Genomic DNA, 20,763 nt, shown 5'->3' on the forward strand with positions numbered 1-20,763 from the left:
GCTTAAAGGTGGACGACCGCCATATCAAGCCGGGGATATTCACTGTCGGCATGCTCGCCTTTCGGGGGGACGTGATGGGTTTTGACCACTTGATCGCCCTGCAAGGTTTCCAGGTGGATGTCAAAGCCCCACAGCCGGTGCAGGTGTTTGAGCACCTCGTCTGTCGATTCTCCGAGCGGTTTGCGATTGTGCTGTTGGTGGCGCAGGGTCAGCGAACGGTCGCCTCGGCGGTCGATGCTGTAGATCTGCACATTGGGCTCCCGATTGCCCAGGTTGTACTGCGCAGCAAGTATCTCGCGGATGGTTCGGTAGCCGTTTTCATCATGAATGGCGGGCACCAGCAAGTCATCCTGCTGGTCGTCGTCCATGATGCTGAACAGTTTCAGGTCGCGAATCACCTTGGGCGACAGGTACTGGAGGATGAAGCTCTCATCCTTGAAGCTGGTCATCGCAAACTTGATCGCCGTCAGCCAGTCGGTGCCGGCGATTTCCGGAAACCACTGCCGGTCTTCATCGGTAGGGTTTTCGCACATCCGGCGGATGTCCTGATACATGGCAAAGCCCAGCGCGTAGGGATTGATGCCGCTGTAGTAGGGGCTGTCAAAACCGGGCTGGAAAATCACGCTGGTGTGCGACTGCAGGAACTCCATCATGAAGCCGTCAGTGACCAGCCCTTCGTCGTACAGGTCATTCATCAGCGTGTAATGCCAGAACGTCGCCCAGCCTTCGTTCATCACCTGGGTCTGGCGCTGTGGATAGAAGTACTGCGCAATTTTGCGCACGATGCGCACCACTTCACGCTGCCAGGGCTCCAGCAGCGGGGCGTGTTTCTCGATGAAATAGAGAATGTTTTCCTGCGGCTCGGCCGGGAAGCGTGCATTGTCTTCCTTGCTGCTTTTGTCGGCATTTTTTGGGATCGTGCGCCAAAGATCGTTGATCTGCCGCTGAAGGTGCTCCTCACGGTCCTTCTGCCGACGGCGCTCCTCTTCGGCGGAAATCGGGTACGGGCGCTTGTAGCGGTCCACACCGTAGTTCATCAGCGCATGGCAGGAGTCGAGCAAGTCCTCCACGGCATCGATGCCATGGCGTTCCTCACACTGCATGATGTACTGCTTGGCGAACACCAGGTAATCGATGATCGAGCTGGCGTCGGTCCAGGTCCGAAACAGGTAGTTGCCCTTGAAGAAACTGTTGTGGCCATAGCACGCATGGGCCACGACCAGCGCCTGCATGCAGATGGTGTTTTCTTCCATCAGGTAGGCAATACACGGGTCCGAGTTGATGACGATCTCGTAGGCCAGGCCCATCTGGCCGCGAGAATAGGACTTTTCCGTGCTGAGGAAGTGTTTGCCGTAGGACCAATGGTGATAGCCCAGCGGCATGCCCACCGAAGCATAGGCGTCCATCATCTGCTCGGCCGTGATCACTTCGATCTGGTTGGGGTAGGTATCCAGCGCATACCGCTCGGCAATCCTGCCGATTTCGCGGTCGTAGGCGCGGATCAGTTCGAATGTCCACTCTGACCCCGTGGAAAGGGGTTGGCGCTTCTGCTCTCTGGCGGTCATGACACTAACCTTCGCTGAAAGAGTTCGCGGAATACCGGATAGATATCACCGGCAGAGACCAGCTGTTGCTGGGCAAACGTGTCGGCAAAATCTTCACCGATGCGTTCGTATTCATACCACAAGGCCTGGTGCTCGCGCGGCGTGATTTCCACGTACGTGTAGTACTGCACGAAAGGCATGATCTGTTTGGTGAGAATTTCCCGGCAGATGGGCGAATCGTCGTTCCAGTTGTCGCCATCCGACGCCTGTGCCGCGTAGATATTCCAGTCACTGCTCGGGTAGCGTGCGGCCATGATTTCCTGCATCAGTTTCAAGGCGCTGGAAACGATGGTGCCGCCGGTTTCCCGGGAATAGAAAAACTCTTCCTCGTCCACTTCGCGGGCGCTGGTGTGGTGACGAATGAAGACCACGTCGATCTTGTCGTAGTTACGTTTGAGGAACAGGTACAGCAGAATGAAAAAACGCTTAGCGATGTCCTTGGTCGCTTGAGTCATGGAGCCGGAGACGTCCATCAGGCAAAACATGACCGCTTTGGAGCTGGGGTTGGGTTGTTTGACCAGCAGGTTGTACTTGAGGTCGAAAGTGTCGAGGTAGGGCACACGACGTATGCGTGCTTTCAGTCGGTCGATCTCTACTTCCAGTTCCTGAATATCACCGAAGTTATCCGGCTCTTCACGCTTCATGCGCTCAAGCTCGGTAGTGGCCTCCCTGAGTTTCGCGCGACTGCTGCCGGACAGCGCGATGCGCCGTGCATGCGCCGAGCGCAGGGTACGGATGATGTTGATCCGCGACGGATTGCCTTCGTTACTGATCCCGGCACGCACGGTCTTGAAGGTGTCGGTGCCGGTCAGGTTGCGCTTGACCAGATTCGGCAGCTCAAGGTCTTCGAACATGAACTCGAGAAACTCTTCCTGAGTGATCTGAAACGAAAACTCATCCATCCCTTCGCCGGAATTGCCCGCCTTGCCGGGGCCCTTGCCGCCACCGCCGCCTTGAGGGCGGGCGATGTGCTCACCTGTGGTGAACTCCTTGTTGCCAGGATGAACAACGGTCTGCTTGCCGCCGCGACCGTGGTGCAGGACCGGTTCGTCGATGTCACGCCCGGGAATGCTGATCTGCTCGCCGTGTTCCATATCAGTGATGGAGCGACGGCTGACTGCTTCCTCCACTGCTTTCTTGATGTGGTCACGGTAACGCCGCAGAAACCGCTGCCGGTTTACCGTGCTCTTGTTCTTGCCGTTGAGACGTCGGTCGATCACATAGCTCATAGGCTCCTCCGGGGAGCTTCAAGTTGTAAGCATCAAGCTGCAGGCGAGCATGCGATCGATCCCGAGCCCGGGTCTCGATCGCTTTTCGCCTGCAGCTGATAGCTTGAAGCTTGCAGCTGCTTTACTGCGATTTCCGCACGCGCAGATACCATTCGGAAAGCAGACGTACCTGCTTGTCCGTGTAGCCCCTCTCGACCATTCGTGTCACGAAGTCGTTGTGCTTCTGCTGATCCTCTTTGCTGGCCTTGGCATTGAAGCTGATGACGGGCAGGAGATCCTCGGTGTTGGAGAACATTTTCTTCTCGATCACCACCCGCAGCTTCTCGTAGCTGAGCCAGGTAGGATTCTTGCCATTGTTGTTGGCGCGGGCACGCAGCACGAAGTTGACGATTTCGTTGCGGAAATCTTTCGGGTTGCTGATGCCAGCCGGTTTCTCGATCTTTTCCAGCTCCTCGTTCAAGGCCACGCGGTTGAGTATCTCGCCGGTTTCCGGATCGCGGTATTCCTGATCCTGAATCCAGAAGTCCGCATACAACACGTAGCGGTCGAAAATGTTCTGACCGTACTCGCTGTAGGATTCCAAGTACGCCGTCTGGATTTCCTTGCCGATGAACTCGATATAGCGCGGTGCCAGGTATTCCTTGATAAAGCGCAGATAGCGTTCGCGCGTTTCGGCAGGGAATTGCTCCTGTTCGATCTGCTGTTCCAGTACGTAAAGCAGATGCACCGGGTTGGCCGCGATTTCGTGCGGATCGAAGTTGAAGACCTTGGACAGAATCTTGAACGCGAAGCGGGTCGACAGGCCATTCATGCCTTCGTCGACGCCCGCGCTGTCGCGGTATTCCTGAATCGACTTGGCTTTCGGGTCGGTGTCTTTCAGGTTCTCGCCGTCATACACGCGCATCTTGGAGTAGATGTTGGAGTTGTCCGGCTCCTTGAGGCGCGACAGCGTGGTGAACTGCGCGAGCATTTTCAGAGTGTCCGGCGCGCAATGCGCCTTGGACAGCGAACTGTTGAACAGCAGCTTGTCGTAAATCTTGATCTCGTCGCTGACACGCAGGCAGTACGGCACCTTCACGATGTAGATACGGTCGATGAAGGCTTCGTTGTTCTTGTTGTTGCGGAAGCTGTGCCATTCCGATTCGTTGGAGTGCGCCAGCAGGATACCGTTGAACGGTATCGCGCCCAGCCCTTCGGTACTGTTGTAGTTGCCTTCCTGGGTTGCGGTGAGCAGCGGGTGAAGGACCTTGATCGGCGCCTTGAACATCTCGACGAATTCCATCAGGCCCTGGTTGGCCCGGCACAGCGCGCCCGAGTAGCTATAGGCATCGGCGTCGTTCTGCGGGAATTCTTCCAGTTTGCGGATATCCACCTTGCCGACCAGCGCAGAGATGTCCTGGTTGTTTTCATCGCCGGGTTCGGTTTTCGCCACGGCAATCTGATTGAGAATAGAAGGGTAGAGCTTCACGACCTTGAACTGGCTGATATCACCGCCGAATTCGGCCAGGCGTTTGGTTGCCCAGGGCGACATGATGGTGCTCAGGTAGCGTCGCGGAATCCCGAAGTCTTCTTCGAGGATCGCGCCGTCCTCGGTGGCGTTGAACAAGCCCAAGGGCGATTCGAAGACGGGCGAGCCCTTGATGGCGTAGAACGGTACTTTTTCGATCAGTTGCTTGAGTTTTTCCGCCAGGGACGATTTACCGCCGCCCACCGGGCCGAGCAGATACAGGATTTGCTTCTTCTCTTCCAGGCCTTGGGCGGCATGGCGGAAATACGAAACGATCTGGTCGATGCATTCTTCCATTCCGTGGAAGTCGGCAAAGGCCGGATAGCGGCGTATGACCTTGTTGGAGAAAATGCGCGACAGCCTGGAGTTGGTGGAGGTATCCACCAGTTCAGGTTCGCCTATAGCCAGCAGAAGGCGTTCTGCGGCAGAGGCATAGGCGCTACGATCCTGTTTGCAGAGCTCCAGATACTCCTGTAGCGAGAGCTCTTCTTGCCTCGTGCTTTCGAAGCGTTGTTGGAAGTGGCTGAATATACTCATGACGTCACCTCGCTCGATACGTGGAGCCGGCGGCGGATCGTCAGTCGATGCTGGCAACAACCGTAGCACTACGGCTGCTGTTTCCCCCCAGAACACCTTAAAAGTAACTACCGATGACCCACGCGCCGGTGTACCGGCTCTCCCCTGAATACGGATGGCCTAGGCTAAGGATAGTTCGGATTCGGAAAGATAAAGAAGGGATGCGCGAGAAGAGGGGGTGACCGTTCGTCAGATGGCTCGCGAGCCCGCGTAGAACGCGGGATCAGCTGTCATAAAAATATTTTCTATCAGCCTTGCACGGTTTCTTGCGGGTAAGTGGCGCGCCACAGCTCGAAACCACCGTCAACGCTGTACACATCGGAGAAACCCTGGCCGACCAGATAAGCTGCAGCGCTCTGGCTGGAGTTGCCGTGGTAACAGACGACCACCAACGGCTTGTCCAGGTCGGCCTCGCGGATGAAGTCGGCGATCGAGTGGTTGTCCAGATGCACGGAATCGGGAATGTGATTGCTCTGAAAAGCCTGTGGATCCCGAACATCGACCAGCACGGCGCCTTGCTCGCGCAGAGCCTGCGCCTGTTCAGGTGGGATACGTTTGAATTCAGTCATTGCCTGGGCTCCTGAGCCTGAGGTTACGAAAGGGGAGTAGCGCCGGTTTGCACGCGGGTAACAAGCCCGTCGGCGGCATTGCCGATAGCATCGCAATTGCACTGATGACGTTCAAGCGTATCGACATTGAGCAGCGTCATCGAGCCGCCCCAGACACATCCGCTGTCGAGGGCAAAGACGTCCGGTTCGTCGCAGCGACCTTCCAGTGCAGCCCAGTGGCCGAAAATGATTTTCACGTTTCGGGTCTTGCGGCTCTGATGGCTGAACCAGGGCGCGTAGCCAGGTATCGCGGTGCCGACACCTTCCTTGCTCTTCAGGTCGAGCTTGCCCTCGCTGGTGCAGAAGCGCATGCGGGTGAAGTAGTTGGTGATGACCCGCAGACGCGTTACGCCTTGCAAGTCGTTGTCCCACTTGGCTGGTTCATTGCCGTACATGCCGTCGAGAAAGGCGCCGTACAACTGTTCGTCCTGCAGCGCGTGCTCGACTTCGGCGGCGTGCTTCAAGGCTTTTTTCAGCGTCCACTGCGGCGCGATACCGGCATGCACCATAGCGACATTGCGTTCTGCATCGTAATGCATGAGCTTTTGCTGGCGTACCCAGCCGAGCAGGTCGTCGCGGTCAGGCGCTTCAAGGATTTCAAGCAGCGTGTCGCCTTTCTTCAGCAGCTCTTTTTTACGGGCCACTGCCAGCAGGTGCAGGTCATGATTGCCGAGCACGCACACCAGCGATTCGCGGATGCTGTACAGATAGCGAAGCGTTTCCAGCGATTGCGGGCCACGATTGACGAGGTCTCCCACCAGCCAGAGGCGATCCTGCTCCGGGTTGAAGTGGACGTGCTCGAGCAGGCATTGCAGAGGTTCGAGGCAGCCTTGCAGGTCACCCACGGCGTACACTGCCATCAGTGCAGCGAGCCCGGAACGGCCAGACGGAAAGGCTCGATAACGGCATCGAAGCGTTTGCCGTCTTCGGCAAGCATCTGGTAGGTGCCCTGCATATTGCCGACTTTGGTGGTCATGACCGTACCACTGCTGTAGGTATGGCTTTGGCCGACCTTGATCAGTGGCTGCTGGCCAACCACGCCTTCGCCCCGTACTTCCTCGACATTGCCATCACCGTCGGTAATGACCCAGTGCCGCGACAGCAGCCGGGCAGGCAACTCGCCGTTGTTGTGCACGGTGATGGTGTAGGCGAAAGCGAAGCGGTTCTGCTCGGGTTGTGACTGTTCCGAGAGGAAGCGTGTGACGACGCTGACGTCGACCTTGTAACGAGAATCGGGCATGCAATAGGCCTTGAAATCCATAGCTGCGAAAAAGGGCGTGTGCGGCAGGTAGATCAGTCTAGGACAAGTAAGCGGAAAATGAAGACCGAGCCTGCCGTTTACTTGTCCGCAGGGTTCACTCGGTCACAACTTTTTCGCTGAGAGTGTCTGCCAGACGAACGAATGCAGCCAGATCGAGCTGCTCGGGACGCAAGCTGCCGTCTACTCCGGAAGCGGTAATCTCGTCGCTGGTCAACAGCAGCTTGAGCGTGTTGCGCAGGGTCTTGCGACGCTGGTTAAACGCTTCACGCACGATGCGCTCCAGCACACGGTGATCCTTGGCAGGGTGCGGCAGTGTTTCATAAGGGACGAGGCGCACAATGGCCGAGTCCACTTTCGGCGGCGGGTTGAACGCACCCGGTCCGACGTTGAACAGGTGTTCCACGCGGCAATGGTACTGAACCATGATCGACAGGCGGCCCCAGTCACCACCGCCGGGTCCGGCAGCCATGCGCTCGACCACTTCCTTTTGCAGCATGAAGTGCATGTCGCGGATCAGGCTGGCGTTCTGCAGGAGGTGAAAAATCAGCGGTGTCGAGATGTTGTACGGCAGGTTGCCCACCACCCGCAGGCTGCGCGGTTCGGCGCCGAGGGTGTTGAAATCGAACTTCAGCGCGTCGCCCTGATGCAGGTTGAAGTTCGGCTTGTTGGCGAACTGACCGTTCAGGATCGGGATCAGGTCCTTGTCCAGCTCGACCACGTCCAGCTGAGCGCCGCTGTCGAGCAGGCCCTCGGTCAGTGCACCCTGGCCCGGCCCGATTTCCAGCAGCCGGTCTTCAGGTTTGGCACGGATGGCGCGCAGGATCTTGTCGATAACGCCTGCATCGTGCAGGAAGTTCTGCCCGAAGCGCTTGCGCGCCCGGTGTTGGTATTGCTCGGTCATGAATGGGTCTCGGCCATCTGGTAGGCGGTTTGCAGTGCGACGTGCAGGCTGCCGGTGTCGATGTTTGCGGTGCCGGCCAGGTCCAGCGCCGTGCCGTGATCGACAGAGGTGCGGATGATTGGCAGGCCGAGCGTCACATTGACCGCTGCGCCGAAACCTTTGTACTTCAGCACGGGCAGGCCCTGATCGTGGTACATCGCCAGCACTGCGTCGCAGTGCTCCAGATATTTGGGGGTAAACAGAGTGTCTGCAGGCAGCGGGCCGCGCAAGTCCAGGCCTTCGCTGCGCAGGCGCTCCAGAGCAGGTTCGATGATGTCGATTTCCTCACGACCCAGATGCCCGCTTTCGCCGGCATGAGGATTGAGGCCGCAGACCAGAATGCGTGGGTGGGCAATGCCGAACTTGTTGACCAGATCGGCGTGCAGGATGCGTGTCACGCGCTCCAGACGATCCGCTGTGATGGCGTCGGCCACATCGCGCAACGGCAGGTGGGTGGTCACCAGTGCTACGCGCAGGTCGCCGGTCGCCAGCATCATCACCACCTGTTCGGTGTGAGTCAGTTCAGCGAGAAATTCGGTGTGTCCGGAAAACGCGATACCGCCGTCGTTGATCACGCCTTTGTGCACCGGGGCGGTGATCATGCCGCTGAACAGCCCATCCAGGCAGCCTTGGCCCGCGCGAGTCAGGGTTTCCAGGACGAATGCAGCATTGGCCTTGTTCAGCACGCCGGTTTCCACCGGAGCGGCCAGTGGCGTATCCCAGACATACAGACTGCCGGCAGGTGCAGGCAGGTCGGGAAGCGCGTCGGGCGTGACTGAGATCAGACTGACCGCCACACCCAGTTGCGCGGCCCGCTCAAGGAGCAGGTCACGGCTGGTGATGGCAATCAGGGGGTATGGCTGAGGCTGCGTGGCGAGCAGCAGGCAAAGGTCGGGACCTATGCCGGCCGGCTCGCCGGGTGTCAGTGCGAAACGCTTGGGTTTCACTGTGCAGCCTGGGTCGCGCCAGGGAGTTTGATTTCAACGTAGGCTTCGTCGCGAATCTGACGCAGCCAGGTTTGCAGCTCTTCGTCGTACTTGCGGTTACGCAATACGTTCAGCGCCTGCTGTTCACGAGCCTGATCGGTAGCGTCCGTTGAGCGACGACCGAGTACTTCGAGAACATGCCAGCCATACTGGGTCTGGAACGGTTTGGACAATTCGCCTTGTGGCGTTTCGCTCATGACCTGACGGAATTCCGGAACCAGAGAGTTGGGATCAACCCAGTTCAGATCGCCGCCATTGAGCGCAGAACCCGGATCTTCCGAAAAGCTTTTCGCCAGCTCGGCGAAATCTTCGCCGTTCTGGATGCGGTCGTAGATCTTCTGGGCAAGACGCTTGGTCTCTGCCTCGTTACGAATTTCGCTTGGCTTGATCAGGATATGACGCACATGCACTTCATCACGCATTTGCGCCTGACCCTGGCCGCCACGCTTTTCCAGCAGCTTGAGAATGATGAAACCGCCCGGCGTACGTGCAGGAGGTGTCACGTCACCGACAGGCATCGAGCTGAGCATGTCACCGAACGGCGGTGGCAATTGCGCAGCCTTGCGCCAGCCCATGTCGCCGCCTTCCAGCGCGTTTTCGCTGGACGAGGAGGTGGCTGCGAGCCGGGTGAAGTCAGCACCTTTCTTCAGCTGGTCGTAGATACCCTTGGCCTTGGCCGCTGCAGCCTGGATGGCGTCCGAAGAAGCGCTGTCAGGCGTAGCGATCAGAATGTTGGCCAGGTGAAACTCTTCAGACAACTGAGCCTTGCCCAGATCGGAGGCGAGGAAGTTCTTCACTTCCTGCTGGGACACCTGGATACGTTCGGCCACCCGGCGCTGACGCACGCGGCTGATGATCATTTCCCGGCGCACCTGTTCGCGCGCATCGTTATAGGACAGACCGTCATGCGCCAGCGCGGCGCGGAATTGATCCACGCTCATGTTGTTGCGCTGGGCAATAGTGCCAATGGCCTGATTCAACTCGTCGTCGGAGACGCGAATGCCAGAGCGTTCGCCCATCTGCAACTGCAGGTTTTCCAGGATCAGACGATCCAGAACCTGTGGTTGCAGGGCTTCTGCAGGCGGTACACCAGAACCACGCTTGGCAATGGTCTGCTGAACTTCACGTACACGCTGGTCCATCTGGCTTTTCATGATCACGTCGTTGTCGACGATAGCCACGACACTGTCCAGAGGTTGAACCGCAGCATGCACTGCACCGCTCAGGAGTAACGCGCCCAGCATCAGCGGGCGCAGACAATCAGAAAGCTTGGTCTTCACGTTCACGATAACCTTGAATGCCTTTGTCGAGGAAGCTGTCTACCTTGGCGCCAGTGACACCGCCGAGCCCCTTCAACACGATTTGTAGGAATATGCCGCGGTCGCCTTTCTCGTTCTGAGGTGCTGCCTGGCTGAACTCGTCGTAGTCGATCCAGTAGCGATTGACCAGACGCATTTTCCAGCAGCAGTTGTCGTACTCGAATCCGCCGAAAGCTTCGATGGTGCGTTCACGGTTGTAGTCATACTGCCAGCGGCTGATCAGGCTCCACTGCGGCACGATCGGCCAGATGACCGAGAAATCGTGCTGCTGAATCTTGTAGTAGTCCTTCACATAGTTTGGCGAACCCGGGGTGCCGTAGTCGCCACCACCCACGACCCAACGGCCGGTGCTTTCGTCGTAACGAATCTGGTCGTTGCGATAGCGGTAGCCAAGGTTGACGACCTTGTTCGGATTGTCTTCAGGCTGGTAGTGGAACATTGCGCTGCCCGAACGGGTGCTTCGGCTGTCCGGATCCCAGTTGAAATCGGAGTTGAAGCGCCAGTCGCGGTTGAAGCGGTATTCGTATTCCAGTGCATAAGGCGAAACGTTGGAGCGCGCATCATCACGATCCGCGAACACCACGCCCGGCAACTGCACCTTGCGGTCTTCGAAATACAGCGCCTGACCGATGCTGAAGCGTTGACGTTCGAAGCCGTTTTCCTCGATCCAGCGGTTGGTGACGCCCAGCGACAGCTTGTTCTCGTCGCCGATGCGGTCGGAACCGGTGAAGCGGTTGTCACGGAACAGCGAAGCGAAGTTGAAGGTGCTTTCGCTGGTGTCGAATACCGGGATGTCGGTCTGGTCTTTCTCTGGAACATAGAGATAGAACAGGCGCGGCTCCAGGGTCTGGCGATAATCCTTGCCGAACCAGTTGGTATTGCGGTCGAAGTACAGGCCGCTGTCGACGCTGAAGATCGGCACGCTGCGGCTTTGGCTGCTGCTGTACTCTTCGCCGGCCAGGAGCGTGTTTTTGCCCTGGCTGTCGAGATCCAGATCGTATTGCGTGTAGACATACTTCAGCTTCGGCGTCAGGAAGCCATAGGTCCAGTTCATCGGCAGGCTGACCGACGGTGCCAGGTTCAGACGATCGCCGTTGGCGCGAGCCAGGCCGGCGATGTTGTTGTCCAGGCGTGTCTCGGAGTTGCCGTCTTCATCGATGAACGCGCCGCTGCGCAGGTCACGTTCGAAGCGCACCGCTTCAGTCTGATAATCGAACTTCAGGCCGCCGGGGTTGTAGGGCAACGTACCGTTCAGTGTCAGCTGAGGCAGGCGGTTGTACGGCGTAACGTTGGCAACCGTCGCCAGCTTGTAGGCCTGAGCATTGAGCACTGCCGAGAAGCTGTCGCCACGGTAGGTCAGGGAGCCTTGCTGGTTGAGGAAGTCAGTCCTTTTAACGCCGATCTGATCGGTTTCCAGATCCTGGAAGTAGTACGGATCGCTGATGTCGGTGTAATCGACCTGGGTCAGCCAGCGCGTATCAAGCCCGCCCTTGTGCTGCCAGTTGATCATCCAGCGGGTCTTGTCGTAGTCCGACTGCAGTTTGCGGTCGTCGTTTTCGTCGTTCAGGTACGCGCCGCCAAACTGACCTTCGCTGCCTTTGGTCAGGTAGCGGAACTCGCCTTCCATCAGCAAGCCACGATCAGCCATGTAACGCGGGTACAACGTGGCGTCGTAGTTCGGCGCCAGGTTGAAGTAGTACGGGGTGACCAGCGTGAAGCCGTTGTCGCCGCCTGCTGCAATGGACGGCGGCAGGAAACCGGACTGACGACGGTCGTCGATCGGGAAGTAGATATACGGCGTGTACAGAACCGGTATGTCCTTGACCCGCAGGGTAACGTTGGTCGCTGTACCGAAGCCGGTGGCCGGGTTCAGCGTGATGTTGTTGCCCTTGAGCGTCCAGGCGTTGCTGTTCGGCTCGCACGTCGTGTAGGTACCGTCCTTGAGCCGGATGATCGCGTTCTCTGCACGCTTGGCGTACAGGGCGTTACCGCGAATGTTCGACTTGTGCAGGACGTACTCGGCGTTGTCGACACGGGCTTCGCCGGTATCGAGTTGCAGTTCGGCCTTGTCACCGACGATCAGTGCACCATTGTCGCGCAGACGGACATCGCCGTTCAGCTCGCCACGGTTCTCGGCCTGATGCAGTGCAGCCTCCTGGGCCTGCACCTGCATGCTGCCCTGGCGCATCACGACATCACCCGCCAGCGTGGCGACCTGCGCTTCCTGTTCGTAACGCGAAGCCTTGGCTCCGACGAACATCGGCGCGTCTTTCATCGGCGTCTTGTCGTCCATGCCAGGACGGATCGGCTCGACGTAGGCACCCGAGCAATACGGGCCGGTCTCGGCCAGTTGCGCTGCGGTAAGCTTTTCGCGAGGAACCCAATCGAGGTGGCTGTAGTCAGCACTACGCGACTTCAGACCTTTGCCCTTGGCTTCAGTGACCAGTTGCGTACCCGCAGACTGTTCACCCGAAGAGGTGCCTTGTGAGGTGACCGTGCCGTTGGAACTGACCGACGTCGTGTCATGCACGGGGCGCGGAGGCAGATCCACTGCAGCAGCATTGGATTTCGGCGCACAGTTCCAGGCACCCGAAGCAGAGACTGAGCAGTCATACTGTTCCGCGGCGACCACGAACTGAGTGGCCAGAGGTTGCATCGCCAGCAGACTGCCGGTTACGAGCAACGGAAATTTTTTACGAAACGCGGGGGATTTCAATGCCATCTTATTAGTCCGGGCTTCCTGCGCGCCATCTGCCCGCGGGGGGGCCGCACGCCTCTCGATGGGCTGAAAAAGATTCCGGATAATAAAGCATGACCCGCTTGACGGCTAGCGCCGTCGGAGACCCTTGTAATGTCAGATCAAGATATACGCCTGCAATCCCTGAAAGTTTGGCTCGATGAGCAGTTGCCGGCGCTGTTTTCGGCGCACGGTTGGGGCGCTGTGCCCCCGGCTACATTGACTGCGGCCAGTAGTGACGCAAGTTTTCGCCGTTATTTTCGCTGGGAGGGTGCGGGCCGAACTTTTATTGTCATGGACGCCCCTCCACCGCAGGAAAACTGCAAACCGTTCGTGGATATCGCTCATTTATTGGAAAAGTCAGGCATTAATGTTCCAAAAATTTATGCCGAAGACCTGACACAAGGCTTTTTGCTGCTCAACGATCTGGGTCGCCAGACTTATCTGGATGTCATTGACGCCGATAATGCCGATGCCTTGTTCGCTGATGCTATCCAGGCGTTGCTGGCCTACCAGCAACTGCCTATGGACGCGCCGTTGCCCAGCTATGACGTGGCGTTGCTGCGCCGTGAGCTGGAGCTGTTTCCCGAGTGGTACGTAAAGCGGCACCTGGGTATCGAGATGGACGAGGCGCAGTTGAGCGACTGGCAGCAGGTCAGCGAGCTGTTGATCAACAGCGCCCTGGCACAGCCCAAAGTATTGGTGCATCGCGATTATATGCCGCGAAACCTGATGATCAGCGAGCCCAACCCGGGCGTGCTGGATTTCCAGGATGCGGTCTATGGCCCGGTCACCTATGACGTGACATGCCTGTTCAAGGACGCATTCCTGAGCTGGCCGCAGGAGCGTGTCAGTGACTGGCTGCGCACCTACTGGGATCAGGCGCGTGCCGTCGGCATTCCGGTACAGGAAGATTTTGCCGCATTTGAGCGCGCCAGTGATCTGATGGGCGTACAGCGACATTTGAAGGTGATCGGCATTTTTGCCCGCATTTGCCACCGCGATGGGAAACCGCGCTACCTGGAAGACGTTCCGCGCTTTTTCGCTTATATAGAAGCGGTTTTGTCGCGTCGCCCAGAGCTGGCGCAACTCGGGCAGTTGCTCACCAGTCTGCAACCGGTAGACGCGGCTGTCTGAAAAGACAGAGACGGCCAGCGTGAGAGGGCCGGTTTAGACATGGCCGCCTTGAAAGATGGCCATTTTGGAAAAGATCTTGATTGTGTCGAAGAGGACTGCATGAAAGCGATGATTCTCGCCGCCGGTAAAGGCGAGCGAATGCGCCCGTTGACCCTGCACACACCCAAACCGTTGGTACGTGTCGGTGATGTGCCGTTGATCGAATACCACCTGAGCGCCTTGCGCGATGCAGGGTTTCACCAACTGGTCATCAACCATGCGTGGCTGGGCCAGCAGATCGAGGATTACCTGGGTGACGGTCAGCGTTTCGACCTGAGCATTCGTTATTCGCCTGAAGGCATGCCGCTGGAAACGGGCGGTGGCATTCAGCGTGCATTGCCGCTGCTTGGCCTTGAGCCGTTCGTGGTAATCAACGGGGATATCTGGACCGATTACGACTTCGGCGCATTGCGCGTGCCGCTTGCGGGCCTTGCGCATCTGGTATTGGTCGATAACCCTGCGCACCATCCGACGGGTGATTTCTCACTGGTTGACGGTCAGGTGCGCGACGACGATTCGGCAGGTCAGCGGTTGACGTACAGCGGCATCGCCATCCTCCATCCACAGCTGTTTGCCAACTCTGAGCCCGGCGCGTTCAAGCTCGCGCCGCTGTTGCGCGAGGCGATGCATAAGGGACTGGTCACGGGCGAGCACTACCGAGGGCGCTGGGTCGATGTCGGTACCCACGAGCGCCTGGCTGAAGCCGAGCAGATGCTTGCGGAGACTCGCTGAATGCTTTGGCCCGGCACACTGATCGGCGCTGGAGTCGGTTACGCAATTGCCAGTATTCCAGGCGCAATGCTCGGTGCTCTATTGGGGCAGGCGCTGGACCGGCGCCTGAAACTGCAAAGCTGGGCGCATCTGCGTGAGCGTCTGGGTGGGCGTGCAACGATCCCCCAGGACGACCTGCTGTTCGTGTTGCTGGGCCGTCTGGCCAAAAGTGACGGACGGGTTCTGGCCAGCCATATCCACCAGGCACGTATCGAGATGCGCCGTTTGAATCTGAACGAGACGGATCAGTTGCGCGCCATCAACGCTTTCAAGCGCGGCCGCGACGGCTCCGATGGCCTGCGCAGTTATCTGCGTGGTCTGCAACGGCAGCCGGACATTGCCGAAGACATGTTGCGCGCCTGTTGGCGGATGGCCTGGGCGGACGGCAAGGCTTCTCGGGTCGAGCGCGAGCTGATCGGGGTATGGGGCATGTGGCTTGGCTGGACAGGGCCGCAGGTCGAGGCGCTGGCGGCTGACCACGACCCTATGAAGCGTTCACCGATCAGCAGCGGCGACGACTACAAAAGTGCGATGACGCTGCTGGGGATAAGGTCGGACACGGATCCTCTGAGCATCAAGCGTGCCTACCGGCGTCTGCTCAGCCGGCATCACCCTGACAAGATTGCCGGCTCGGGCGCCAATCCGCAGCAAGTGCGGGTGGCGACCGAGAAGACCAGCGAGTTGCACAATGCCTATCGGGTGGTGAAAGCCCGACGCGGGTTCAACTGAACCTGCGCTTATTTTTCCTCTTTGGCGTCTATCCAGCCACGGACACGGCGAAATAGCTGCTCTTGTTCGGTATCTCCGCTGCCGGCGATGTTGATCAGACCAATCTGGGTAAAACCCGGCCCCTTGGTGCGTTTACTGGCCTGCAGGCGGGCTTTTGCAGCCTCGTCAGGCGAGTTTTTGTAGATTAAGTCGACGGCTTTTACTTTCAACTGAGGCACCATATCCAGCAGCGAAGGCTTGGCATTCAGGGGTTCACGCGCCGCCAGCATCACCAGCTTCTGCACCACAGGCGATGTCCGCTCGTTGAGGAACCTGGCCGCCCAGTACGCGCCGCTGCTGTGGCCGATCAACACGATACTGCGTGCCTTGTTCTGCTGCGCAAAGCTGATCGCGGCTTCGATCCGCGCAAAGATGCGCTCGGCCTGGGCCTTGTTAATCTCTTCGTCGGCTGCAGCCTTGGCTGTTTCAGCAGCCGCCAGAGCCTCGGCTTCTGCCGCCGGGTCCTTCGCTGTCGCGCTGGCGTCCTTGGGTGTTTCCTTCGGCGTTTCAGTGGCTTTGCTGGCGTTTGCATCTGCCGGAGTTGCATCGGGCTCGCGTGCCCCCGGCGTGTTGTCGAGCGGATCCGGCATGGTGATACTCAGGCTCGACCAGCCGACATCCGGAAACTTGCGACGCAGCGGGCCGACAGCGTCGGGCCAGTCCGGTGATTCAGCGTCGCCAGGCACAATGATGACCGCGCCTTCAGGGGTGTCGGTGTTGGCGGGTTTCCAGAGCGCGAGAAAGCTTTCGTCTCCGGCCTGAAGTTGCTGCTGGTCTTCGCGAGGCAATTGGCGTTCCAGTGCTATTGCGTCTTCCTGCGAGCGGCTGAGCAGCGGGGCTCTTTCGACCGGCGCATCCGCGGCAGCGTCTTTGGCAGGGGCCGGGTCGGCTGCGACGGCAGGCAAGGCGCAAGGCAGTATCAATGACAGAAACAATGCAGGAAACGTTGCGCGAAAGGTGTAGGACATCGGATATTCCAAGCCAGAAACTATCCCGGCAGCCTAATGGGTTGATCGGCTTTTGTCAGGCCTGAGCCTGCGCGGCACATGGCCGCGATACGCACACACGAGAGCGACATACTGATGATTCGTCTTCTGCGCACCGGTTTTATCGGCTGCCTGGCTTTGCTCTTGATGGCTCAGATGGTCGATACGCAGGCTGACGAACCTGAAACACCTGCCGTTGCGCAGTTGAGTTCGGCGCGGCGTAATTGGCTCGACCAGCATGGTCCGTTGCGCGTAGGGCTGGTACTGCGGGCGCCTTACGCGCAGTTCGATCAACGTTTGCAGCAATTGTCCGGCGCCAATGTCGATTTGATGAATGCGCTGGCGGCGACGCTGCCGGTCGAGTTGCTGTGGCGAAACTTTCCTGACCAGAGCGCGCTGGAGAACGCGCTGGCCAAGGGTGAAATCGACGTTGCGCCCGGCTTGATGCAAACCCCGGCAGGCCTGCGTCTGTGGTTGTTTTCCGACCCGTATTTGCGTGTTTCGCAGTTGTTGATCGGCGAACGTGATGGCAGCACTGCCGTGGACCTGGAGAAACTCGATAGCCTTTCCCGCGTTGCGGTGCGCATGCCCGGCACCACGGCGGACTACCTGCGCAGCAATTTCCCGCACCTCAATCTGCAAGGAGTGCCTTTGGAGCGCCAGGCGCTGCAATTGTTGCTCAGTCAGCAAGCACGTTATGCCGTGGTGGACGAGGCGCAACTCAGCCGTTTGCTGCGCGAGCCGGAGTTCGCAGGGCTGGCGGTGGTGGGGGATATCGGGCTGCCCCAATTGTTACGTGTGGCTTCACGTCGCGACATGCCGGAACTGGCGGCCATCGTCAGCGCAGCATTGCGGGCGATCCCTGCCAAGGAGCTGGAGCAACTGCATTCTCGCTGGATGCCGCTGACCCCCGCACATTTCATCGAGTCGACCAAGCTCTGGAAGAACCTGTGCATTCTGCTGCTGGTGATGTTGCTGGCGTGTTTCGCCATCGTGGTCTGGCAGCGACGCCAGCAGCAGGCGCTGGAGCAGGAACTGCTGGCTGCACGCGAAGAACTCGCCCTTCGTGTCGAGGGCGAGGAAGCCTTGCATCTGGCGCAATTCTCCATTGATCAAAGCACCGTCGGCATCCTGTGGGTCAACTGGGACAGCCGTGTGCGTTACGCCAACCGGGCAGCGGAGTCCATGCTGGGCTATGCGCCGGGGCAGGTGGTAGAGCGCCCGCTGATCGATTTCGAGCCCGGTCTGCATATGGATCGCTGGCTCAACCTGTGGAAGAACGCGCGCTCCAGCGAAGACAGCCCGCAAGTCTTCGAGACCCATTGCCTGCGCGCCGATGGCAGCCTGCTGCCCACCGATATCTCGTTGAGCTTCCTGCGCTTTCGTGACGCCGAATACTTGGTGGTATTCCTCACTGACGTCAGCGAACGACGCCGCGCGCATGACCAGTTACGTGACTTGTCGGCGCATCTGGAAAGCGTGCGTGAAGAGGAGAAGGCGCATATTGCCCGCGAGGTTCATGACGAACTGGGTCAGATGCTGACGGTATTGAAGCTCGAGACGTCGATGTGCGAGCTGGCCTATGCCGACCTCGACCCTGGCCTGAGCGAGCGACTGGACAGCATGAAGCGTCTGATCGCTCAGTTGTTTCAACTGGTGCGCGATGTGGCCACGGCCTTGCGGCCGCCGATTCTCGATGCCGGCATCGCATCAGCCATTGAATGGCAGGCGCGCCGTTTCGAGGCGCGCACGCAGATCCCTTGTCTGGTGCAGGTGCCGGACAATCTCCCGGCGCTCAGCGATGCCCGGGCTACAGGCATGTTCCGGATCCTTCAGGAGGCCCTGACCAATGTGATGCGCCATGCCCGGGCACACACGGTAGAGATCAGTCTGACGCTGCAGGACGGCATGATGTGCATGAGCGTCGCCGATGACGGGCAGGGGTTTGTCATCGAGTCAGGCAGGGCGGTTTCGTTCGGTCTGGTCGGGATGCGCGAGCGGGTGCTGATGCTCGGTGGCCGACTGGAGCTGGACAGTGAGGTGGGTGAGGGCACAACCTTGCGCGCCTATATCCCGCTGGACACCCTCGCACAGGAGCGAAGACAGTGATTCGTGTTTTGGTAGCCGAAGACCACACCATCGTGCGCGAAGGAATCAAGCAATTGATTGGCTTGGCCAGAGATCTGCAAGTGGTGGGCGAGGCGAGCAATGGCGAACAGTTGCTCGAAACCCTGCGTCATGTGGCCTGCGAAGTGGTGCTGCTGGATATCTCCATGCCCGGCGTCAACGGGCTTGAGGCGATACCGAGGATTCTCGCATTGGCCAACCCGCCGGCCATTCTGGTGCTGTCGATGCACAATGAGGCGCAGATGGCTGCGCGTGCATTGAAGGTCGGCGCGGCAGGTTATGCCACCAAGGACAGCGATCCGGCGCTGCTGCTGACGGCCATTCGCCGGGTGGCAGCCGGCGGGCGTTATATTGATCCGGATCTGGCCGACCGCATGGTCTTCGAAGTCGGCCTCACCGACAGCCGGCCTCTGCACTCGCTGCTGTCGGAGCGCGAGTTTTCAGTATTCGAGCGCCTCGCCCAGGGCGCCAACGTCAACGACATCGCTCAGCAACTGGCCTTGAGCAGCAAGACCATCAGCACCCACAAGGCGCGGCTGATGCAAAAAATGAAACTCAACTCGCTGGCCGATCTGGTCAAGTACGCAATGGAGCACAAGCTGCTCTGAGTCTGAAAACGACACCTGACACCCCGCGCCCCTTTGCGACGCAGAGCGTCGAGACCTGCATTCCCACGCGGAGCCTGCGGAACGATAGGCGTCCTTGAGAACGCTATTGTTCTCGTGCTCTGCGTGGGCATACCGTTCGGAGCGATAGGCGTCCTTGAGAACGCTATCGTGCCCATGCTCCGCGTGGGCATGCCGTTCGGGACGCTCTGCGTCCTCTTGCGATGCCGCGCGTCGAGAAGGGGAGGAACCGACATATCCAATCGCGCCATCTCTGTAGGGCAATCCCTACCCCTGGCCTTCCAGCCAGCCTAGGCGATTCTCTCCCGGCCCCCGATTTGCCGGGGCTTCGGGCTGCTCTAGGCTTGAGCCCACGCAGACAAAACAAAGGTGTGGGTAATGAGCGACGTCGATACAAGCGCTGGAGCAAATGATGTTCTAGTCAGCTTTCGTGGTGTGCAGAAGAGCTACGACGGCGAAGCACTGATCGTCAAAGACCTCAACCTGGACATTCGCAAGGGCGAGTTCCTGACCCTGCTCGGTCCGTCCGGCTCGGGCAAGACCACCAGCCTGATGATGCTGGCCGGTTTCGAGACCCCGACGGCTGGTGAAATCCTCCTCGGTGGCCGCGCCATCAACAACGTGCCGCCGCACAAACGCGACATCGGCATGGTGTTTCAGAACTACGCTTTGTTTCCGCACATGACTGTGGCCGAGAACCTGGCGTTCCCGTTGTCGGTGCGTGGCATGAGCAAGACCGACGTCGGCGAGAAGGTCAAAAAGGCACTGGGCATGGTCCAGCTGGACACGTTTGCGCATCGCTACCCGGCGCAGTTGTCCGGTGGCCAGCAGCAACGCGTGGCGCTGGCACGCGCGCTGGTGTTCGAACCCCAGCTGGTGCTGATGGATGAGCCGCTCGGTGCTCTCGACAAGCAGCTGCGCGAACACATGCAGATGGAGATCAAGCACCTGCACCAGCGCCTGGGCGTGACCGTGGTCTATGTGACCCACGACCAGGGCGAAGCCCTGACCATGTCCGACCGGGTCGCCGTCTTCCATCAGGGCGAGATCCAGCAGATCGCACCGCCCCGCAGCCTGTACGAAGAGCCGAAGAACACCTTCGTGGCCAACTTCATCGGCGAGAACAACCGCCTCAATGGACGTCTGGTCAGCCAGGACGGCGACCGCTGTGTGGTCGAGCTGGAGCGTGGCGAGAAAGTCCACGCACTGGCGATCAACGTCGGTCAGCCTGGCGGTCCGGTGACCCTGTCGATCCGTCCCGAGCGCATTAACCTCAATGGTCGCAGCGAGAGCTGTGCCAACCGGTTTTCCGGTCGTGTGGCCGAGTTCATCTATCTGGGCGACCACGTTCGCGTGCGCCTGGAAGTGGCAGGCAAGAACGACTTCTTCGTCAAACAGCCGATTGCTGAACTGGACCCGACGCTCAGCGTGGGCGATGTCGTGCCGATCGGCTGGCAAGTCGAGCACGTCCGCGCGCTCGACCCCTTGCAGCAAGTGCATTGATCTATCAATAAAAGCAATAACAGAGGCGACCTGATCGCC

17 protein-coding genes are annotated in these 20,763 nt (G+C 59.2%); 6 read left to right on the forward strand and 11 right to left on the reverse strand.

Annotation, left to right across the window (positions count from 1 at the left end; translation table 11 throughout):
• Window positions 1-2: 2 nt before the first annotated feature.
• From BLR16_RS21745 to BLR16_RS21790, 10 genes are all read right to left on the reverse strand, one after another.
• On the reverse strand, window positions 3-1,565 hold the full coding sequence (locus BLR16_RS21745; RefSeq protein ID WP_003433256.1) for a SpoVR family protein: 1,563 nt from the start codon (window positions 1,563-1,565) through the stop codon (window positions 3-5).
• Complete coding sequence (locus BLR16_RS21750; protein ID WP_003433255.1) at window positions 1,562-2,833, reverse strand: YeaH/YhbH family protein; 1,272 nt, start codon at window positions 2,831-2,833, stop codon at window positions 1,562-1,564. The genes BLR16_RS21745 and BLR16_RS21750 overlap by 4 nt, the downstream gene beginning before the upstream one ends.
• A 121-nt stretch (window positions 2,834-2,954) precedes the next feature.
• Window positions 2,955-4,877 (reverse strand): PrkA family serine protein kinase, encoded by a 1,923-nt coding sequence (locus tag BLR16_RS21755; protein ID WP_003372786.1) that lies wholly within the window; start codon window positions 4,875-4,877, stop codon window positions 2,955-2,957.
• Window positions 4,878-5,164: 287 nt separating this feature from the next.
• The gene (gene glpE / locus BLR16_RS21760) at window positions 5,165-5,485 is read right to left on the reverse strand and encodes a thiosulfate sulfurtransferase GlpE (RefSeq protein WP_003372784.1); all 321 of its coding nucleotides are present in this window, start codon (window positions 5,483-5,485) and stop codon (window positions 5,165-5,167) included.
• Window positions 5,486-5,508: 23 nt separating this feature from the next.
• Window positions 5,509-6,384 (reverse strand): symmetrical bis(5'-nucleosyl)-tetraphosphatase, encoded by an 876-nt coding sequence (locus tag BLR16_RS21765; protein WP_074807379.1) that lies wholly within the window; start codon window positions 6,382-6,384, stop codon window positions 5,509-5,511.
• Entirely contained in the window at window positions 6,384-6,764 is a 381-nt protein-coding gene (gene apaG / locus BLR16_RS21770) for a Co2+/Mg2+ efflux protein ApaG (RefSeq protein WP_003316251.1), read from the reverse strand. Before apaG ends, BLR16_RS21765 begins: the two co-directional genes overlap by 1 nt.
• A gap of 115 nt (window positions 6,765-6,879) precedes the next feature.
• The gene (rsmA, locus tag BLR16_RS21775) at window positions 6,880-7,686 is read right to left on the reverse strand and encodes a 16S rRNA (adenine(1518)-N(6)/adenine(1519)-N(6))-dimethyltransferase RsmA (protein WP_003433248.1); all 807 of its coding nucleotides are present in this window, start codon (window positions 7,684-7,686) and stop codon (window positions 6,880-6,882) included.
• On the reverse strand, window positions 7,683-8,672 hold the full coding sequence (pdxA, locus tag BLR16_RS21780) for a 4-hydroxythreonine-4-phosphate dehydrogenase PdxA (protein ID WP_003433247.1): 990 nt from the start codon (window positions 8,670-8,672) through the stop codon (window positions 7,683-7,685). The genes rsmA and pdxA overlap by 4 nt, the downstream gene beginning before the upstream one ends.
• Entirely contained in the window at window positions 8,669-9,991 is a 1,323-nt protein-coding gene (locus BLR16_RS21785; protein ID WP_003433245.1) for a peptidylprolyl isomerase, read from the reverse strand. The genes pdxA and BLR16_RS21785 overlap by 4 nt, the downstream gene beginning before the upstream one ends.
• On the reverse strand, window positions 9,972-12,752 hold the full coding sequence (locus BLR16_RS21790) for an LPS-assembly protein LptD (protein WP_003433243.1): 2,781 nt from the start codon (window positions 12,750-12,752) through the stop codon (window positions 9,972-9,974). Before BLR16_RS21790 ends, BLR16_RS21785 begins: the two co-directional genes overlap by 20 nt.
• Window positions 12,753-12,881: 129 nt before the next feature.
• On the opposite strand from BLR16_RS21790, the gene BLR16_RS21795 reads away from it, so the two are divergent.
• The 3 genes from BLR16_RS21795 to BLR16_RS21805 all read left to right on the forward strand — a co-directional run bounded on the left by BLR16_RS21795 (window position 12,882) and on the right by BLR16_RS21805 (window position 15,443).
• Complete coding sequence (locus BLR16_RS21795) at window positions 12,882-13,904, forward strand: aminoglycoside phosphotransferase family protein (RefSeq protein ID WP_044309473.1); 1,023 nt, start codon at window positions 12,882-12,884, stop codon at window positions 13,902-13,904.
• 99 nt (window positions 13,905-14,003) lie between these two features.
• Entirely contained in the window at window positions 14,004-14,675 is a 672-nt protein-coding gene (murU, locus tag BLR16_RS21800) for an N-acetylmuramate alpha-1-phosphate uridylyltransferase MurU (RefSeq protein WP_003433236.1), read from the forward strand.
• Window positions 14,676-15,443, forward strand: a complete 768-nt coding sequence (locus BLR16_RS21805; protein ID WP_003433228.1) for a TerB family tellurite resistance protein — start codon at window positions 14,676-14,678, stop codon at window positions 15,441-15,443.
• A gap of 8 nt (window positions 15,444-15,451) precedes the next feature.
• Here the strand turns inward: BLR16_RS21805 and BLR16_RS21810 are convergent, their stop codons facing one another.
• Window positions 15,452-16,450: an alpha/beta hydrolase family protein gene (locus tag BLR16_RS21810; protein WP_054081688.1), complete on the reverse strand. Its 999-nt coding sequence runs from the start codon at window positions 16,448-16,450 to the stop codon at window positions 15,452-15,454.
• Between the two features lie 78 nt (window positions 16,451-16,528).
• On the opposite strand from BLR16_RS21810, the gene BLR16_RS21815 reads away from it, so the two are divergent.
• The 3 genes from BLR16_RS21815 to BLR16_RS21825 all read left to right on the forward strand — a co-directional run bounded on the left by BLR16_RS21815 (window position 16,529) and on the right by BLR16_RS21825 (window position 20,724).
• The gene (locus tag BLR16_RS21815; protein WP_161437958.1) at window positions 16,529-18,577 is read left to right on the forward strand and encodes a sensor histidine kinase; all 2,049 of its coding nucleotides are present in this window, start codon (window positions 16,529-16,531) and stop codon (window positions 18,575-18,577) included.
• On the forward strand, window positions 18,574-19,203 hold the full coding sequence (locus BLR16_RS21820; protein WP_074807382.1) for a response regulator: 630 nt from the start codon (window positions 18,574-18,576) through the stop codon (window positions 19,201-19,203). The genes BLR16_RS21815 and BLR16_RS21820 overlap by 4 nt, the downstream gene beginning before the upstream one ends.
• A gap of 396 nt (window positions 19,204-19,599) precedes the next feature.
• Window positions 19,600-20,724: an ABC transporter ATP-binding protein gene (locus BLR16_RS21825; RefSeq protein WP_003372763.1), complete on the forward strand. Its 1,125-nt coding sequence runs from the start codon at window positions 19,600-19,602 to the stop codon at window positions 20,722-20,724.
• Window positions 20,725-20,763: the final 39 nt, after the last annotated feature.

This window comes from Pseudomonas sp. BS3767, from assembly GCF_900099665.1.
Lineage (GTDB): Bacteria > Pseudomonadota > Gammaproteobacteria > Pseudomonadales > Pseudomonadaceae > Aquipseudomonas > Aquipseudomonas cerasi.

Excerpts from the sequence above, each read along its gene's own strand:
- BLR16_RS21745 (WP_003433256.1), bottom strand. The coding sequence starts at position 1,565 with ATGACCGCCAGAGAGCAGAAGCGCCAACCCCTTTCCACGGGGTCAGAG.
- BLR16_RS21750 (WP_003433255.1), bottom strand. The coding sequence starts at position 2,833 with ATGAGCTATGTGATCGACCGACGTCTCAACGGCAAGAACAAGAGCACG.
- BLR16_RS21755 (WP_003372786.1), bottom strand. The coding sequence starts at position 4,877 with ATGAGTATATTCAGCCACTTCCAACAACGCTTCGAAAGCACGAGGCAA.
- glpE (WP_003372784.1), bottom strand. The coding sequence starts at position 5,485 with ATGACTGAATTCAAACGTATCCCACCTGAACAGGCGCAGGCTCTGCGC.
- BLR16_RS21765 (WP_074807379.1), bottom strand. The coding sequence starts at position 6,384 with ATGGCAGTGTACGCCGTGGGTGACCTGCAAGGCTGCCTCGAACCTCTG.
- apaG (WP_003316251.1), bottom strand. The coding sequence starts at position 6,764 with ATGCCCGATTCTCGTTACAAGGTCGACGTCAGCGTCGTCACACGCTTC.
- rsmA (WP_003433248.1), bottom strand. The coding sequence starts at position 7,686 with ATGACCGAGCAATACCAACACCGGGCGCGCAAGCGCTTCGGGCAGAAC.
- BLR16_RS21790 (WP_003433243.1), bottom strand. The coding sequence starts at position 12,752 with ATGGCATTGAAATCCCCCGCGTTTCGTAAAAAATTTCCGTTGCTCGTA.
- BLR16_RS21795 (WP_044309473.1), top strand. The coding sequence starts at position 12,882 with ATGTCAGATCAAGATATACGCCTGCAATCCCTGAAAGTTTGGCTCGAT.
- murU (WP_003433236.1), top strand. The coding sequence starts at position 14,004 with ATGAAAGCGATGATTCTCGCCGCCGGTAAAGGCGAGCGAATGCGCCCG.
- BLR16_RS21805 (WP_003433228.1), top strand. The coding sequence starts at position 14,676 with ATGCTTTGGCCCGGCACACTGATCGGCGCTGGAGTCGGTTACGCAATT.
- BLR16_RS21810 (WP_054081688.1), bottom strand. The coding sequence starts at position 16,450 with ATGTCCTACACCTTTCGCGCAACGTTTCCTGCATTGTTTCTGTCATTG.
- BLR16_RS21815 (WP_161437958.1), top strand. The coding sequence starts at position 16,529 with ATGGCCGCGATACGCACACACGAGAGCGACATACTGATGATTCGTCTT.
- BLR16_RS21825 (WP_003372763.1), top strand. The coding sequence starts at position 19,600 with ATGAGCGACGTCGATACAAGCGCTGGAGCAAATGATGTTCTAGTCAGC.